At 52.9% G+C, this 14,505-nt stretch carries 15 protein-coding genes; 13 read left to right on the forward strand and 2 right to left on the reverse strand.

Annotation, left to right across the window (positions count from 1 at the left end):
• Window positions 1-39: 39 nt before the first annotated feature.
• Genes tppA through ACPDZI_RS03100 form a run of 7 tightly spaced genes read left to right on the forward strand, consistent with a single transcriptional unit; the run spans window position 40 to window position 6,338 of the window.
• On the forward strand, window positions 40-447 hold the full coding sequence (gene tppA / locus ACPDZI_RS03070; protein WP_076361500.1) for a type IVa pilus pseudopilin TppA: 408 nt from the start codon (window positions 40-42) through the stop codon (window positions 445-447).
• Between the two features lie 3 nt (window positions 448-450).
• Window positions 451-1,023 carry a type IV pilus modification protein PilV gene (gene pilV / locus ACPDZI_RS03075; protein ID WP_146061700.1) on the forward strand — a complete coding sequence of 191 codons (573 nt, stop codon included), beginning with the start codon at window positions 451-453 and terminating at the stop codon, window positions 1,021-1,023.
• Window positions 1,020-1,097, forward strand: a complete 78-nt coding sequence (locus ACPDZI_RS03080; protein WP_438834548.1) for a PilW family protein — start codon at window positions 1,020-1,022, stop codon at window positions 1,095-1,097. Before pilV ends, ACPDZI_RS03080 begins: the two co-directional genes overlap by 4 nt.
• Before the next feature lie 8 nt (window positions 1,098-1,105).
• A complete protein-coding gene (locus ACPDZI_RS03085) occupies window positions 1,106-2,011 on the forward strand; it encodes a PilW family protein (RefSeq protein WP_438833993.1) in 906 nt (301 codons plus the stop codon).
• Window positions 2,012-2,031: 20 nt separating this feature from the next.
• Window positions 2,032-2,442 (forward strand): pilus assembly PilX family protein, encoded by a 411-nt coding sequence (locus ACPDZI_RS03090; RefSeq protein ID WP_276844947.1) that lies wholly within the window; start codon window positions 2,032-2,034, stop codon window positions 2,440-2,442.
• A gap of 12 nt (window positions 2,443-2,454) precedes the next feature.
• A complete protein-coding gene (locus ACPDZI_RS03095; protein WP_438833994.1) occupies window positions 2,455-6,054 on the forward strand; it encodes a pilus assembly protein in 3,600 nt (1,199 codons plus the stop codon).
• Window positions 6,054-6,338, forward strand: coding sequence for a TapY2 family type IVa secretion system protein (locus tag ACPDZI_RS03100; protein ID WP_323059907.1), 285 nt, complete (start codon window positions 6,054-6,056; stop codon window positions 6,336-6,338). Before ACPDZI_RS03095 ends, ACPDZI_RS03100 begins: the two co-directional genes overlap by 1 nt.
• A 3-nt stretch (window positions 6,339-6,341) precedes the next feature.
• Here ACPDZI_RS03100 and ACPDZI_RS03105 read toward each other — a convergent pair whose 3' ends face one another.
• Complete coding sequence (locus ACPDZI_RS03105) at window positions 6,342-6,839, reverse strand: GspH/FimT family pseudopilin (RefSeq protein WP_438833995.1); 498 nt, start codon at window positions 6,837-6,839, stop codon at window positions 6,342-6,344.
• 147 nt (window positions 6,840-6,986) lie between these two features.
• Here ACPDZI_RS03105 and ACPDZI_RS03110 point away from each other — a divergent pair, with 147 nt between their 5' ends.
• The 4 genes from ACPDZI_RS03110 to luxS all read left to right on the forward strand — a co-directional run bounded on the left by ACPDZI_RS03110 (window position 6,987) and on the right by luxS (window position 10,140).
• Window positions 6,987-8,609 (forward strand): NAD+ synthase, encoded by a 1,623-nt coding sequence (locus ACPDZI_RS03110; RefSeq protein ID WP_438833996.1) that lies wholly within the window; start codon window positions 6,987-6,989, stop codon window positions 8,607-8,609.
• 9 nt (window positions 8,610-8,618) lie between these two features.
• Entirely contained in the window at window positions 8,619-8,957 is a 339-nt protein-coding gene (gene glnB, locus ACPDZI_RS03115; protein WP_438833997.1) for a nitrogen regulatory protein P-II, read from the forward strand.
• Between the two features lie 61 nt (window positions 8,958-9,018).
• Entirely contained in the window at window positions 9,019-9,612 is a 594-nt protein-coding gene (locus ACPDZI_RS03120) for a transglycosylase SLT domain-containing protein (RefSeq protein ID WP_279463662.1), read from the forward strand.
• An 18-nt stretch (window positions 9,613-9,630) separates the two neighbouring features.
• Complete coding sequence (gene luxS, locus ACPDZI_RS03125) at window positions 9,631-10,140, forward strand: S-ribosylhomocysteine lyase (protein WP_011704660.1); 510 nt, start codon at window positions 9,631-9,633, stop codon at window positions 10,138-10,140.
• Between the two features lie 63 nt (window positions 10,141-10,203).
• Here the strand turns inward: luxS and ACPDZI_RS03130 are convergent, their stop codons facing one another.
• Window positions 10,204-11,226, reverse strand: coding sequence for a GGDEF domain-containing protein (locus ACPDZI_RS03130; RefSeq protein WP_043127928.1), 1,023 nt, complete (start codon window positions 11,224-11,226; stop codon window positions 10,204-10,206).
• 134 nt (window positions 11,227-11,360) lie between these two features.
• Here ACPDZI_RS03130 and rnr point away from each other — a divergent pair, with 134 nt between their 5' ends.
• Window positions 11,361-13,754, forward strand: a complete 2,394-nt coding sequence (gene rnr, locus ACPDZI_RS03135; RefSeq protein ID WP_146061694.1) for a ribonuclease R — start codon at window positions 11,361-11,363, stop codon at window positions 13,752-13,754.
• Window positions 13,751-14,500 carry a 23S rRNA (guanosine(2251)-2'-O)-methyltransferase RlmB gene (rlmB, locus tag ACPDZI_RS03140; protein ID WP_016349443.1) on the forward strand — a complete coding sequence of 250 codons (750 nt, stop codon included), beginning with the start codon at window positions 13,751-13,753 and terminating at the stop codon, window positions 14,498-14,500. The genes rnr and rlmB overlap by 4 nt, the downstream gene beginning before the upstream one ends.
• Window positions 14,501-14,505: the final 5 nt, after the last annotated feature.

Here is a 14,505-nt window from a genome sequence, read left to right on the forward strand (position 1 = left end):
TTAAACTTATAAAGCCGTCAATCACACCAAGGATGGGATATGATTGGGTTCTTTCGAGGCTTTTCTCTAGTCGAGCTGATGATTGTTGTTGCCATTGTGGCAATTCTTGGCTCAATTGCTTACCCCTCCTATCAGCGATATCTGCTGACCAGCCATCGTGTCGATGCAAAAAAAATGCTGTTGGATGCCGCCAACCGGCAAGAAACCTATTTTATGGATTTCAATCGATATGCATCTTCAGCTGCTGCGCTCAATATTTCCGAGAATTCCGATGCGGGTTTGTACCATCTGGTGATATCTGCCGGTACTAATACGTATGTCTTGTCCGCCACAGCATCAGGTTCACAGGGCTCTGATGAGGACTGTGTCATCTATTCAATCGACCAAAATGGCACTAAAAGTGCCTTCAATGTTGGCAATACTGTCAACAATGATTGCTGGGACTAGTCCATGAAATGGCCCATCTTGAGTTCAATGAAAGGGTTCAGTCTACTGGAAGTAATGATTGCGGCTGTCGTGCTGTCTTTTGGATTACTGGGATTGGTGGGAATGCAGGTGACATCCAAGCTATCTGGCTATGAGGCCAGACAAAGAACGATTGCAAGCTGGTTGGCAACTGACATCGTTGAACGTGCCAGAATCAATCGTTCTATATGGGAGCTTCAGACTGCACAGGCTTGGACTGTCAGTTCGGGTTCTTCCATCAGCAAGCCAAGCTGTGGTAACGAGGATGGCACCATGACCAGTTGCAGTGCAAACGATCTGCTCGCTTTGGATATGTTCAGTTGGCAGCAGTCCTTGTTGGGCGTTGCAGTATCAGGTGCCTCCTCAGTACTACAGAATCCATCCGGCTGTATTATTCGAGGAAATGCCAATGCTATGACAGTCATTGTTACCTGGCAGGGGCGAGAGAGCATTTCTGACGGTACATCGGCCATATCGAATAATATCCGCAACCTGTGTGGTTTTGGCAACGGAACGCTCCAGTCAAGGCGTTACTATATGCTGGCAACAACGTTATGAAAACCAAAGGCTTTACACTTATCGAATGGCTTATTGCCATGGTTATTGGCGTATTTCTACTGGGGGGGTACTAAGCATTTATGTGGCTTCCCGTGCCACAACGGAAGATGTTTTTGATCAAAGTGAACTGCAAGAAAATGGTCGCCTGGCCATGCGGATGATTACTCAAGACCTGCGATGGGCCGGTTTTTGGGGTGACTATACCGGAATGCCGATGCAAAAAGATGCTGGTGTTAGTTTAAGTAGTGGAGCCGTTATTTCTGGTAGCAATGATTGCATCGATGAAAGAGGAGAGGGTAGTTTTCCATCCTCAACAACAGTCACGCGGGCACTTTGGGTCGCCAGAGTCGATGTCAGTAAAAATATGACAGGTTTTTCTTGTATTACGTCCTCGTCCAGAATAGCGAATTCAGATGTCATCAGTATAAAACGGCTGATTGGACGACCTCTCACTGGTAGTCTCGATAGTAATCGGTTCTATATGGCGACAACGACTCAAGCTGCATATATTTTTCGTGGTAATGAAGTTGCACCGACCGACACAGCAATGCCAGCACGGCAAATATGGGAATATCAACATTATATTTACTACCTCGCATCAGGTTCATCAGGCATTCCTGAGTTGAGAAAAAGAATGTTAACTGCAAATGGCGGTTCATTTCTGATAACGGGGTCGATGGCTGACGGTATTGAAAGTATTGTTGTTCTTTATGGAGTGGATACCACTCCCGTGCCAGATGGCGTTATCGATAAATATGTTGGCAGTGTCAATGTTTCATCACAGGAATGGAATGAGGGCCGAGTTGTTTCAGCCAGGGTATTTATTCTGGTTCGTTCCTTACAGGCATCTGCGAAATACAAAAACAATAATGTATATCAGGTTGGTAATATCTCAGTGTCTGGCAATGGTGATGGATTTAGACGCTTGTTATTGGAAAGCAGTGTTGCTATTCGTAATCCTGCAATGATCGCTACAGGAGGCAAGTGATGCGCATACGAGGAGTTGCCTTGATCATTGCTCTTATTATTTTAGTTCCCTTGACTTTAATTGCGGTCATCGTGATGCAGTCAAGTGGAATTGATCTGCGTATGGCGGGAGCTTCAGCAAGTATCCAGCAAGCAGAGCATCAAGTTGAAGGTGTGCTCGAGAGTGCATTGCAACAGAGTGGTCTTTCAACTCGCATTGCGACGATGGGCACAAGTGCAGCATTAAGTATATCGGGAAATAATATCACAACATCAGTTAGCATGACACGTCGAGCAGAGACGATATGTAAAAGAAAGTTCAATGCAAGTAGTCAAAATGTTATCCCTTCCTGCCGCTATGTAGAAATGCAGGCAGGAGTAAATTATGGAAAAAACTCACGTCCATTAAACTGGACTGCAGGTGTCGAGCAACCATTGCTCAAATCTGAATGAGGAGCATAGGATATGCTTGATTATCTAAAATTGTTGTTACTCATGCTGGTTACTGTCATGCCAGCGATGGCAACCAATAGTTACTCAGATGATACTGAACTATTTGTCTATGATTTCTCTAAGGCTGGGGATTTTAGACCGAAAATATTAATTGTTTTCGATAACTCTGGTAGCATGAGTGAGACAATGGATGTTGTTAAAGAAGAGTATAATCCATCAACAATATATGCTGCTTTAAACAAAGACCCTGATACTGGTAATAGCAAAAAATATATATATTATTCAACAGATGGTAGCGTGCCGACCATTACTAGTACCAAACGTTTTTCGGATAAAGTTAATGCATGTGCCTCTTCAAAAACACCATTGAGCAACGTAGGATATTTTCAATCACAAGTATGGAGTTATCTATACTCTAGTTTTAATAACAGCGGAGTTCCTCGGCAAGGTTCGTGGACATCTGTTTCTCCATATGTAGAGAGTGAGATTTACTTAGTTGATTGCAAGCAAGATATTACAGCAAAAAATACCGCAAACCCTTTCAGTGGTACCGTTCCTGTCGGAAGTGTGACTGCAGGATATCCTATCAATAAAACATCCAATAATTCAGGCTCTTGGTATTATACTTCAAATATAGCCAATGCAGCGACGGGCAGTAATACTAGTGTCACACTATATTCAGCAAATTACATTCGTTGGTACTATGGCCCTACTGGTTATAGTGTTCAGTCAAGACTGAAAATTGCCAAGGATGCAGTCAAAGGATTGGTCTCTTCAACTCCAGGTGTGGATTTTGGGTTGGCTGTTTATAATTACAATGATAGTAATGGTGGCAGAAATGGTGGGCGTATAGTTAGACGAATTTTAAGTAATGATGAAAATATGGGAGGAGGAGTAACGGCAGAACAAAATTTGTTGTCAACAATTGATAGCTTAAGTGCCGAAACCAATACGCCATTGTGTGAAACTCTGTATGAGGCTTATCGTTTTTTTGGTGGGCAAAGTGTGTATTATGGTGATGATGATAGTGCGAGAGTGCCAGCAAGAGACACTTTGGCAGAAAATCCCGTTGGAACTTATAAGTCGCCTTATGACAATTGTTCAAACAATGGTTATGTTATTTATATAACAGACGGTGAACCCACTCAAGATACAGCTGCTAACACCTTGGTCCAAGGGCTTATTAATACACTTAGCGCGGATGAAAAAGCTGCTTATGGTACAACGGTTGGTTATGGCACCAGTGGTAGTAAAAGTTATCTTGCCGCGCTTGCTGGTTATATGAAACATAAAGATGTGAATAGTGGCTCACCTGGTGTGCAGACTGTGACAACATTTACTGTTGGGTTTGGTGATGATGCGGTAACTGGGGCCGGTAATTTGTTGGCGGAAACGGCTCGTCGTGGTGGAGGGACGTATTATCCAGCAACAGATGCGACAGCTCTGACCCAGGCGCTGAAGTCCTCTTTGTTGGCGATACTGAAAATTAACACATCTCTAGTCTCGCCGGCAATTGCAACTAATAACTTTGATCGCACTCGTAGCCTCAATAATATATATTACGCAATGTTTGAACCTGACTCAGGCCCGCGTTGGAAAGGCAATCTGAAGAAATTGATTTTTTCTAGCAAAGGCTATGTGGCAGATGTTAATGACTTGCCAGCGATAAAAACGGATGGTTCGATTATAGAAAATGCACAGACATATTGGTCTGGTGAGCGTGATGGAAATATTGTTGTGAAAGGTGGTGCCCAAGCAATGCTGGCAGAAAAATCCTCACGTAGCATTTATGTGATCAATAAAGCCCAGTCACGTTTGGATAACTTCACCAGATCCAATCTGGAAAGCATAGCGGGTAGTGCCTCTACTTTAATTAGCGATCTACAGGTCACCGATTCTGTAGCGGCGGACTCACTGATAAACTGGACACGTGGTGTAGATGTTGATGATGAAGACTTTGATGCTACGACATCTACCAGGCAATTCATTCTCGGTGATCCACTCCACTCAAGGCCATTAGTCATAAATTATGGGCCTCCCTCCGGCAACGCTAATGACGCGCCAGACCTTCGGATTATCATGGGAACAAATGCTGGTTTTCTCCATATGTTTAAGGACTTAGGTTCCAGTATTGATGAAAGCTGGGCTATTATCCCATACGAATTTATGGCAAACCAAAAGGCGCTTCGAGAAAATGTAGAGTCTTCGACACATATCTACGGAGTTGACTCATCTCCTGTTGCATTGATCAAAGATGCTAACCGAAATGGTGTTATCAAGTCTTCAGAAGGTGACTTTGCATGGCTGTTTATAGGATTGAGAGGGGGTGGTAAGAGTTACTATGCATTCAATATTTCCAATCCTGATGCGCCTGCACTGAAATGGAATATCAGCAATCAAACCACAGGTTTTTCTCAGTTGGGGCAGACATGGTCTGTACCTGAAGTTGCTTTTATTCCGGGGGTAACCGATCCTGTATTAGTTTTCGCTGGTGGTTATGATTTGAACAAAAGTAATGCCGGTATCGGTGCTGGAGATAGCTCAGGTGCCGGGATTTATTTCATTAATGCTAACACCGGGGCGTTGATTTTCAGTGCTACACCTGCAGTTGCTTCTTCATCAAATCTCAGCGTGCCTGGTATGACGGATAGCATGCCGGGGACTGTTGCTACCTTGGATAGTGATGGTGATGGAAAAATAGATAGAGTTTATGCAGGTGATACGGGGGGGAATATATGGAGAATGGACCTTCCATCAACCAATAAAACAGAGTGGAGTATTTATAAGTTCGCCAACCTGGGGTCTGATTCTGTACAAAGCGCTGATCGACGCTTCTTTACTCAACCTGTCATTGTCAGGACAATTAATAAGGAAGTGACTAGAACCACAGTAAATGGAAAAGATCAATATACCTATAAAGAGCGTCCATTTGATGCTGTGCTGATCGGAAGTGGTGACCGTAATAGACCATCATCTGAGTCTACGGTAAAAAATGCCTATTTCATGTTGAGAGATTACAATGTCATCGCCAAAAATTATCAAACCAATACACCCACTCCATTGCTAGTCTCAGATCTGTATGATGTGACCAGTGACCCTCTCATTGGCAAAACTACCGATGCCGATATCTTGAATGTGAGGGCTGCAATAACAAGTAAGAAGGGATGGGTATACTGGTTAAATGAACCAGGGGAGAAATCGATGGGGGCTGGTGTCGTATTGCAAGGAAAGCTATATTTCACCTCATTTTTGCCTCAAGTTCAGTCTTTTCAGGAGTGTACCATTCAATCGATTGGTGCAATGCGTCAATATATGATTGATATGCACTATGGTACGACATTTCGATATGTTATAGATCAAGATGGCAATGAGAGTCCTATCCGATATGTTGATGTGAACAACAAAGTTGCTGATGACCTTGTTGTTCATGCTGGGGATGACTCCAAGATCCGTATTATTGGTGGCGCACCAGGGGAAGAGGTGATTCTCAAGAATGAAGGCCAGGGTGAGCCTGAGCGTTGCACCACCGAGGGAGAATGTTCTCAGGGCGCAGATGAAGCAGAAATGGACATGTCTCCCAAAAAGATATACCTCTATGAAGGAGCTCAGTAATGAAATTTATATATTCATTTTCTATGTTGTTTTTTTTGCTTTCGAGTGTGGCTGTGGCTGCTGATATAAAATGCTATGTTGAACTAGAGAATGGCCAAAAGGTGATCTTGCAGACTTCATTATCCAATAATAGCCAAGACAGTATTCACAGAGCCTTCACCAAGAAAGGCTTCGAATATCAAGGGAGAGTAAGCAAAGTCAAAAACATTATTGAGTGTGCTGATGTTAATCGAGAATTCAATCTTGAATCGGCTAAAAAGCAGGAGTTAAGTCAGCCGAGATAATCGTCATGGACATATATTGGCCTGCGGAGTATTTGTACTGCGACCTGATTGGGCTATGACTAGATTGACTTGAGGTTGACCTGATTCACATAGAGTGAGGGTTGCATTTGTGCCAATGCTGGTACCATCCGAACTATATATGGTTGAAATTCTATTTGCCGTCACAACAATCCCATCTGATAGAGATTGACTGCGAGCCAGCAGTGTTTCACCTGTGCTGAGCTCGCTATTGCTGTTATCGTCGATGAAGACAAGAAAATGGTCTGGACTATTTTGCACACATTTATCAGATGCATCAGCAAGGCAGGCAGTTACATTCTGTTGATTATCAATGGCTTGTGTTCTGGCAAAGCGAATAAGCTTCAGAATCATTTCTGACTGGAATGACAGGCTGTTGCTACTGATAAGTTCTTTTAAGGAGGGTAAGCCGACCCCTAACAGAATGATCAGCAGTGAGACGGTAACCATCAGCTCCAGTAGGGTAAATCCATGGTTTTTCATATAGCCCTGAATATGTCGTTCCTTGACTTCTTACAGCTTATCACTGCCAGTGAAGGACTGTCACATTAGAGCTCCCGTCTTGAACTGGCAGAGTCTTCTCCTTTTCTTTATCATTCCCCATCATTTTCGAATTCAAGATGCATCGCCATGGCAAAAGCCCTCTCTCTGATGCTTGCCCAGTTGAATCTGACGGTAGGCGCCATCGAAGATAACTGTGACAAGGTGCTGGCGGCAGCCGCCGAGGCAGATCGGCAAGGTGCCGATCTGCTGGTCTGCTCCGAACTGGCTCTGACCGGCTATCCGCCGGAAGATCTGCTGCTGCGCGCCGATCTGATGATCCGGGTGGAGGCCGCCCTGGCCCGCATCGCGGCATGGCAGGGGGCTTGCGCCATTCTGGTGGGTCACCCCTGGCGCGACGGGGAGGCACTCTACAACGCCGCCTCCCTCTACGAGCAAGGCAAGCTGGTCGCACGCTACTTCAAGCAGGATTTGCCCAACTACGGGGTATTCGACGAGAAGCGCTACTTCACCGCGGCAACCGAGACCTGTGTGGTCCCCTTCCGTGGTCATCAGCTGGGGTTGCTCATCTGTGAAGACCTCTGGCAGCCGGGTCCGGCGCTGGCCGCCAAGGCGGCGGGAGCCGAGCTGCTGCTCACCATCAATGCTTCGCCCTATGATCAGGAGAAACCCTGGATCCGCCGCGAGCTGATGGCCGAGCGCTGCGATCAGACCGGTCTGCCGTTGGTCTACCTCAATCAGGTATGTGGTCAGGACGAGCTGATCTTCGACGGTTGCTCCAAGGTGTTCAACAGCCAGGGCGAGCTGACCCACAAGCTGGCTCCGTTTGCCGAAGAGCTGGCGCTGGTGCGCTTTGCCGATGGCCAGCCGGTGAAAGATCGGGAACCGGCTGCCCCGCTCGATCCTTTGGCCGAGACCTATCAGGCGCTGGTGCTGGCGGTGCGCGACTATGTCACCAAAAACGGCTTCCACGGCGCCGTGCTGGGCCTCTCCGGCGGTATCGACTCGGCACTGACCCTGGCCATCGCAGCCGATGCCATCGGCGCCGATAAGGTGCAGGCGGTGATGATGCCGTTCCGCTACACCGCCCAGATGAGCGTGGAAGATGCCAAGGAGCAGGCCGAGCGGATGGGGGTGGAGTTCAATATCATCTCCATCGAGCCCATGTTTGAGGGCTTTATGGCCCAGCTGGCACCGCTGTTTGAAGGGACTGCCCGCGACACCACCGAAGAGAACCTGCAGGCGCGCTGCCGTGGCGTGCTGTTGATGGCGCTCTCCAACAAGCGTCGCCGTATCGTGCTGACCACCGGCAACAAGAGTGAGATGGCGGTCGGCTACGCCACCCTGTACGGCGACATGGCCGGTGGCTTCGATGTGCTGAAAGATGTGCCCAAGACGCTGGTTTTCAAGCTGTGCGAATACCGCAATACCGTCGATTATGTGATCCCGCAGCGGGTCATCGACCGTCCCCCTTCGGCAGAATTGGCACCAGATCAGGTGGATCAGGACAGCCTGCCGCCCTATGACATCCTAGATGCCATCCTCAAGCGCTACGTGGAAGAAGATGCCTCTGTGGCCGACATGGTGGCGGAGGGCTTCGAAGAGGCGGTGGTGCGCAAGGTGATCCGGCTGGTGGATCTCAACGAATACAAGCGCCGTCAGGCGGCGGTCGGGCCCCGCATCACGGCCCGCAACTTTGGTAAGGATCGCCGTTACCCCATCACGTCCGGGTTTGGCAAACAGAACTGGTAAGGAGTCACCATGAAGAAGATTGAAGCCATCATCAAACCGTTCAAGCTGGACGATGTGCGCGAGGCCCTGGCCGAGATCGGCATCAACGGCATGACAGTGTCCGAGGTCAAGGGCTTCGGCCGTCAGAAAGGCCACACCGAGCTCTATCGCGGCGCCGAGTACATGGTCGACTTCCTGCCCAAGGTGAAGGTGGAGCTGGTGGTGGAGGACGAGGATCTGGATGCCTGCCTGGAAGCGATCCAGAACACCGCCCGCACTGGCAAGATTGGTGACGGCAAGATCTTCGTTTGCGAGGTGGAGCGCGTCATTCGTATCCGTACCGGCGAAGAGAACGAAGACGCCATCTGATGAGATGGCAGTGCCTCGTGATAAGACAACGAATGGAGACTCGATCCTGCTGATGTCCTGGATGCGCCTCGTTGCGGCAGCCGGCCTGCTGGCCGGTCTGACCGCCTGCAGTACCCGGCCGCCGGCCCAGCCGGAAAACCTGTGCCAGATCTTTCGCGAGAAACCGGACTGGCACAAGGCGGCGCTCAAGATGAACGAGAAGTGGGGAACCCCGATCCACGTGGTGATGGCCATGATGTATCAGGAATCCTCCTTCGTGCACGATGCCCAGCCGCCGATGCAGTATTTCTTCTTCATCCCGACTGGGCGGGCCAGTTCGGCCTACGGCTATGCCCAGGTCAAAGATGAAACCTGGGCCGACTACCAGCGGGAAACCGGCAACGGCTGGAGCGATCGCGACGACTTTGCCGACGCCATCGACTTCATGGGCTGGTACACTCACAAGGCCCAGCGGCTGAACGGCACCTCCAAGTGGGATGCGTATGGCCAGTATCTCAACTATCACGAAGGGTGGGGTGGCTATCGGCGTGGCAGCTACCGCAGCAAGGGATGGCTGATGAAGACATCCCGCAAGGTGGAGGCCCGCGCCCAGCGCTACGGCGCCCAGTATCGACAATGCAAGGATCAGCTCTCCAGCGGGGGCTGGTTCTGGTAACCAAATCAGGAGTCAGAAATGCCGTTATTGGACAGTTTTACCGTTGACCACACCCGCATGGCTGCGCCGGCGGTGCGTGTGGCCAAGACCATGCAGACCCCGAACAAGGACACCATCACAGTGTTCGACCTGCGTTTCTGTGTGCCTAACCAGGAGATCCTCTCCGAGCGCGGCATTCACACCCTCGAGCACCTGTTTGCCGGTTTCATGCGTGATCACCTGAATGGCAACGGGGTGGAGATCATCGACATCTCCCCCATGGGCTGCCGGACCGGTTTCTACATGAGCCTGATCGGTGCGCCGGACGAGGCCCGGGTCGGTGCCGCCTGGCAAGCAGCCATGAGCGACGTGCTGACCGTGCAGGAGCAGGGCAAGATCCCCGAGCTGAACGAATACCAGTGCGGCACCTACAGCATGCACTCGCTGGAAGAGGCCCATGCCATTGCCCGCCACGTGCTGGAGCGCGGCATCGGCGTCAACCGCAATGACGAGCTGGCCCTGCCGGAAGAGAAGCTGAAAAGCCTCTGATTCCTAGGGTAGTAAACATGAAAAAGGCCGGTCATTGACCGGCCTTTTTGTGTGCTGACGAAATCAGGATGGCAGCGGCATCACCCGGTTGCGGCCCAGCTCCTTGGCTTTGTAGAGCAGCTTGTCGGTGCGTTCGACCAGGCTGTCGCCCGTCTCCTGGCCATTGTATTCACCCACCCCGAACGAGGCGGTGATGTGGTCGATACGCCGGCCCGACTTGCGATCCAGGATCGACATCTTTTCGATGGCCCGGCGCAGGCTCTCCGCCATCTGACGGCTCAGCGCCAGACTGCGCATGGGGACCAGCAGAGCAAACTCCTCGCCGCCAAGGCGGTAGGCTGTGACGCCCTCCTTGCAGGTTTCCCGCAGCCGCTTGCTAAAGGCGCGCAGCACTTGATCCCCCAGCAGATGGCCATATTCGTCGTTGAAGCTCTTGAAGCGGTCTATGTCCGACAGGATCAGGGAGAAGGGCTGCTTGCTGCGGATCAGGCTCTCTATCTCCAGGTCGAAAGCGCGCCGGTTGAGCAGGCTGGTGAGGGCATCCTCGTTGGCCAGTTTGCGAGTCTCGTTGAGCGCCTCGCGCAGCTCCTTGATCTCCTTCTCGGCGCTGCTGAGCTGGTTGCGAAAGTGCATGGTGGACATGCGCACGTCCCGCGACTCGCGCACCAGATCCCGCAGGATCCCCATGGTGTCTTCCAGGCTTAGCCCCTCGTCGTCGATGAGGCTCAGTCGGTCGAAGCTCTTGTCGAGCATGTCCTGAAACATACCGGTGTCGGAGAGGGCATCCTGCATGGTGTGACCAAGCTCGTTGGCCATGGCGGCCAGGTTGAGTTTCATGGTTTCCATCTGCTGCTCATCCTGCGCGGCGAGGTGCTGGTGATAGAGGCGCTCGCAGGTGGTGAGAGAACAGGTTCCCTGCAGCTTGATGGCCTGATCGATGGCCTGATTGAGCTCGGGCATGCTGGCCGCCACGTAGTTATACCAAAGGGTGTAATTATCCGGCGTCGTGGGGATTTGATACTTGATCATCAGGGGAACCGCCTGCTTGAGATAGGCGGCGGATTGGGCGAACGAGTCCTTGCTCATGAGTTCCATGTCTCATCATGCCTGCAAACTGTGCATAGTATGACAGAGAGATTGGCCAAAAGGCAGTCGATGGATGCCATTCGCCCCCCCCTCCGATATAATGGCACCGTTACCACCTACCCTAAGGCCTGCTTATGTCTCAAAAAGATCCTTTCCTCGAACGCGAGGCCGAAAAATACGAGAACCCCATCGCCAGTCGCGAGATGATCCTCGACCTCATCAAGGGCCATGAAAAGCCCATGTCCCGTGAAGAGCTGGCAAAGGTCCTCAAGCTGACCGAAGAAGAGCCGCTGGAAGCCCTGCGCCGTCGTCTGCGCGCCATGGAGCGTGATGGTCAGCTGGTATTCACTCGCAACCAGTGTTACGCCCTGCCAGATCGCCTGAATCTGGTGAAAGGCTATGTGCTCGGCCACAAAGATGGCTTCGGTTTTCTGCGCCCCGAGGGTGGTGGCCCGGATCTGTTCCTGAACAACCGCGAGATGCAGCGCCTGATGCACGGCGACTACGCACTGGTGCAGCCTACCGAGATCGACCGCAAGGGGCGCCAGGAGGCGCGTCTGGTACGTCTGCTCAAATCCCGTGAAGCGGACATCGTCGGCCGCTACTTCGTCGAGAACGGCGTCGGCTTCGTGGTGCCGGATGACAGCCGCATCGGCCAGGACATCATCATCCCGGAAGGGGAGAACAAGGGAGCTCGCCAGAGCCAGGTCGTAGTCGTGCGCATCAATCAGCGCGCCACCGCCCGCTTCAATGCGGTCGGCACCGTGCTGGAAGTGCTGGGCGAAAACATGGCGCCTGGCATGGAGATCGAGATCGCCCTGCGTACCCACGGCATTCCGCACACCTGGCCTGAAGAGGTGACCAAGGAGGTTGCTGGCCTCGGCGAGCAGGTGCCGGAGAAGGCCAAAGAGGGTCGTATCGACCTGCGCGCCCTGCCGCTGGTCACCATTGACGGGGAAGATGCCCGTGACTTCGATGACGCCGTCTTCTGTGAAGCCAAGCGCGGCGGCGGCTGGCGCCTGTGGGTCGCCATTGCCGACGTCTCCGCCTACGTGAAGCCGGGCACCGCCCTCGACACCGAAGCCTATCAGCGCGGCAACTCCGTCTACTTCCCCGAATTCGTGGTGCCCATGCTGCCGGAGGTGCTCTCCAACGGCCTCTGCTCGCTCAACCCGCAGGTTGACCGGCTCTGCATGGTGTGCGAGATGACCATCTCCGCCGCCGGCCGCATGTCCGGCTACAAGTTCTACGAAGCGGTGATGAACTCCCACGCCCGTATGACCTACACCAAGGTGGCGGCGATCCTGGATGGCGATCCCAAGCTGCGCCAGCAGTACGAGCCGCTGGTGGGCCACATCGAGGAGCTCAACAACCTCTACAAGGCGCTCAAGCATGCCCGCCATCAGCGCGGTGCGGTGGAGTTCGAGAGCGAAGAGACCCGCTTCATCTTCAACGCCCAGCGCAAGATCGACCGCATTGTACCGCTGGTGCGCAACGACGCCCACAAGATCATCGAAGAGTGCATGATCCAGGCGAACGTGGCCGCGGCCCGCTACATCGAGAAGAACGAGGCTGCCGCCCTGTTCCGGGTGCACGACCGCCCGGGCGAAGAGCGCCTGACCGGCTTCCGTGACTTCCTGGCCGAGCTGGGCCTGGAGCTCAAAGGGGGTCTCGAGCCCGAGCCGAAGGATTTCGCCGACCTGGCCGCCAAGTTCGAAGGGCGCCCGGATGCGGAGCTGCTCTCCACCATGCTGTTGCGCTCCATGCGTCAGGCCATCTATCAGGCTGACAACATCGGTCACTTCGGTCTGGCCCTGAAGTCCTACGCGCACTTCACCTCGCCGATCCGTCGGTATCCCGACCTCATCCTGCACCGCGCGATCAAGTATCAGACCGCCAAGGAGCAGCAGGCCAACCTGCGCCACAAGTGGACCCCGAGCGGTGGTTACCACTACCAGTTGGAAGAAGTGGACCCGATGGGCGAGCACTGCTCCATGACCGAGCGCCGTGCCGACGACGCCACCCGTGACGTGGCAGACTGGCTCAAGTGCGAGTACATGCTGGATCACGTGGGGGACGAGTTTGACGGCGTCATCGCCAGTGTCACCGGCTTTGGCTTCTTCGTGCGCCTGGCCGAGATCCACATCGACGGTCTCGTGCACGTCAGCACCCTCACCAACGACTACTACCAGTTTGACCCGCTGCACCAGCAGCTGATCGGCGAGAACTTCCGCCGCCGCTACCGTCTGGGTGACAAGGTGCGGGTCAAGGTGATGGGCGTCAATCTGGACGATCGCAAGATCGACTTCGTGATGGTGGAAGAGCCGCTCAAGGCAACCGGCAAGAACGCCAAAGAGATGGCGCGCAAGCAGGCCGAGATCAAGAAAGAGAAGGCCAAGAGCGCACAGCGTCACGAAAAACGTAAAGAGGGCAAGGATCACGGCAAATCCGACAAGGGCGGCCGTGCCAAACCCAGCAACAGACGACCGAGCAAAAAAGCTCGCGACAAGGCCAAGAGCACTAAATGAGTACTGAACTGATCTACGGCATTCACGCTGTATCCGCGCTGCTGGAGCGCACCCCGGAGCGTTTTATCGAAGTGTGGGCCCTCAAGGGGCGCGATGACGACCGGCTGCAACCCTTGCTGGCCGAGCTGGATGCGCTCGGCCTCAAGGTGCAGAGCGTGAACCGCAAGACGCTCGACGACAAGGCAGAGGGCAACAATCACCAGGGCATCATGGCCCGGGTGAAAGAGGCGCCTAAGCTGGCCGAGCACGACCTGGCCAGCCTGCTGGACAAGTTGGCCGAGCAACAGACTCAACCCTTCCTGCTGGTGCTGGACGGGGTGACCGATCCGCACAACCTCGGCGCCTGCCTGCGCAGCGCCGATGCGGCCGGCGTGCATGCGGTGATCGTGCCGCGCGACAAGGCCACCGGCCTGACCTCTGTGGTGCGCAAGGTTGCCTGTGGCGCCGCCGAAGTGGTGCCGCTCATTCAGGTCACCAACCTGGCCCGCAGCCTGCGCGAGCTGCAGGAGCGTGGCGTGTGGATCGTTGGTACCGCCGGCGAGGCGGATCACGACGTGTTCCAGGCCAAACTCACCGGCCCCATGGCGCTGGTGATGGGGGCAGAGGGCAAGGGGATGCGTCGCCTCACTCGCGAGCACTGCGACGAGCTGGTGAGCATCCCGATGGCCGGGGCGGTATCCAGCCTCAACGTCTCGGTCGCGACCGGCGTCTGCCTGTTTGAAGCCGTGCGCCAGCGTCGTGTCTGAGGCGA

Source organism: Aeromonas oralensis, from assembly GCF_049665575.1.
Lineage (GTDB): Bacteria > Pseudomonadota > Gammaproteobacteria > Enterobacterales > Aeromonadaceae > Aeromonas > Aeromonas hydrophila.

Bases quoted from the DNA above. Each gene is read 5' to 3' on its own strand.
- tppA (WP_076361500.1), top strand. From the start codon at position 40: ATGATTGGGTTCTTTCGAGGCTTTTCTCTAGTCGAGCTGATGATTGTT.
- pilV (WP_146061700.1), top strand. From the start codon at position 451: ATGAAATGGCCCATCTTGAGTTCAATGAAAGGGTTCAGTCTACTGGAA.
- ACPDZI_RS03080 (WP_438834548.1), top strand. From the start codon at position 1,020: ATGAAAACCAAAGGCTTTACACTTATCGAATGGCTTATTGCCATGGTT.
- ACPDZI_RS03095 (WP_438833994.1), top strand. From the start codon at position 2,455: ATGCTTGATTATCTAAAATTGTTGTTACTCATGCTGGTTACTGTCATG.
- ACPDZI_RS03100 (WP_323059907.1), top strand. From the start codon at position 6,054: ATGAAATTTATATATTCATTTTCTATGTTGTTTTTTTTGCTTTCGAGT.
- ACPDZI_RS03105 (WP_438833995.1), bottom strand. From the start codon at position 6,839: ATGAAAAACCATGGATTTACCCTACTGGAGCTGATGGTTACCGTCTCA.
- ACPDZI_RS03110 (WP_438833996.1), top strand. From the start codon at position 6,987: ATGGCAAAAGCCCTCTCTCTGATGCTTGCCCAGTTGAATCTGACGGTA.
- glnB (WP_438833997.1), top strand. From the start codon at position 8,619: ATGAAGAAGATTGAAGCCATCATCAAACCGTTCAAGCTGGACGATGTG.
- ACPDZI_RS03120 (WP_279463662.1), top strand. From the start codon at position 9,019: ATGCGCCTCGTTGCGGCAGCCGGCCTGCTGGCCGGTCTGACCGCCTGC.
- luxS (WP_011704660.1), top strand. From the start codon at position 9,631: ATGCCGTTATTGGACAGTTTTACCGTTGACCACACCCGCATGGCTGCG.
- ACPDZI_RS03130 (WP_043127928.1), bottom strand. From the start codon at position 11,226: ATGAGCAAGGACTCGTTCGCCCAATCCGCCGCCTATCTCAAGCAGGCG.
- rnr (WP_146061694.1), top strand. From the start codon at position 11,361: ATGTCTCAAAAAGATCCTTTCCTCGAACGCGAGGCCGAAAAATACGAG.
- rlmB (WP_016349443.1), top strand. From the start codon at position 13,751: ATGAGTACTGAACTGATCTACGGCATTCACGCTGTATCCGCGCTGCTG.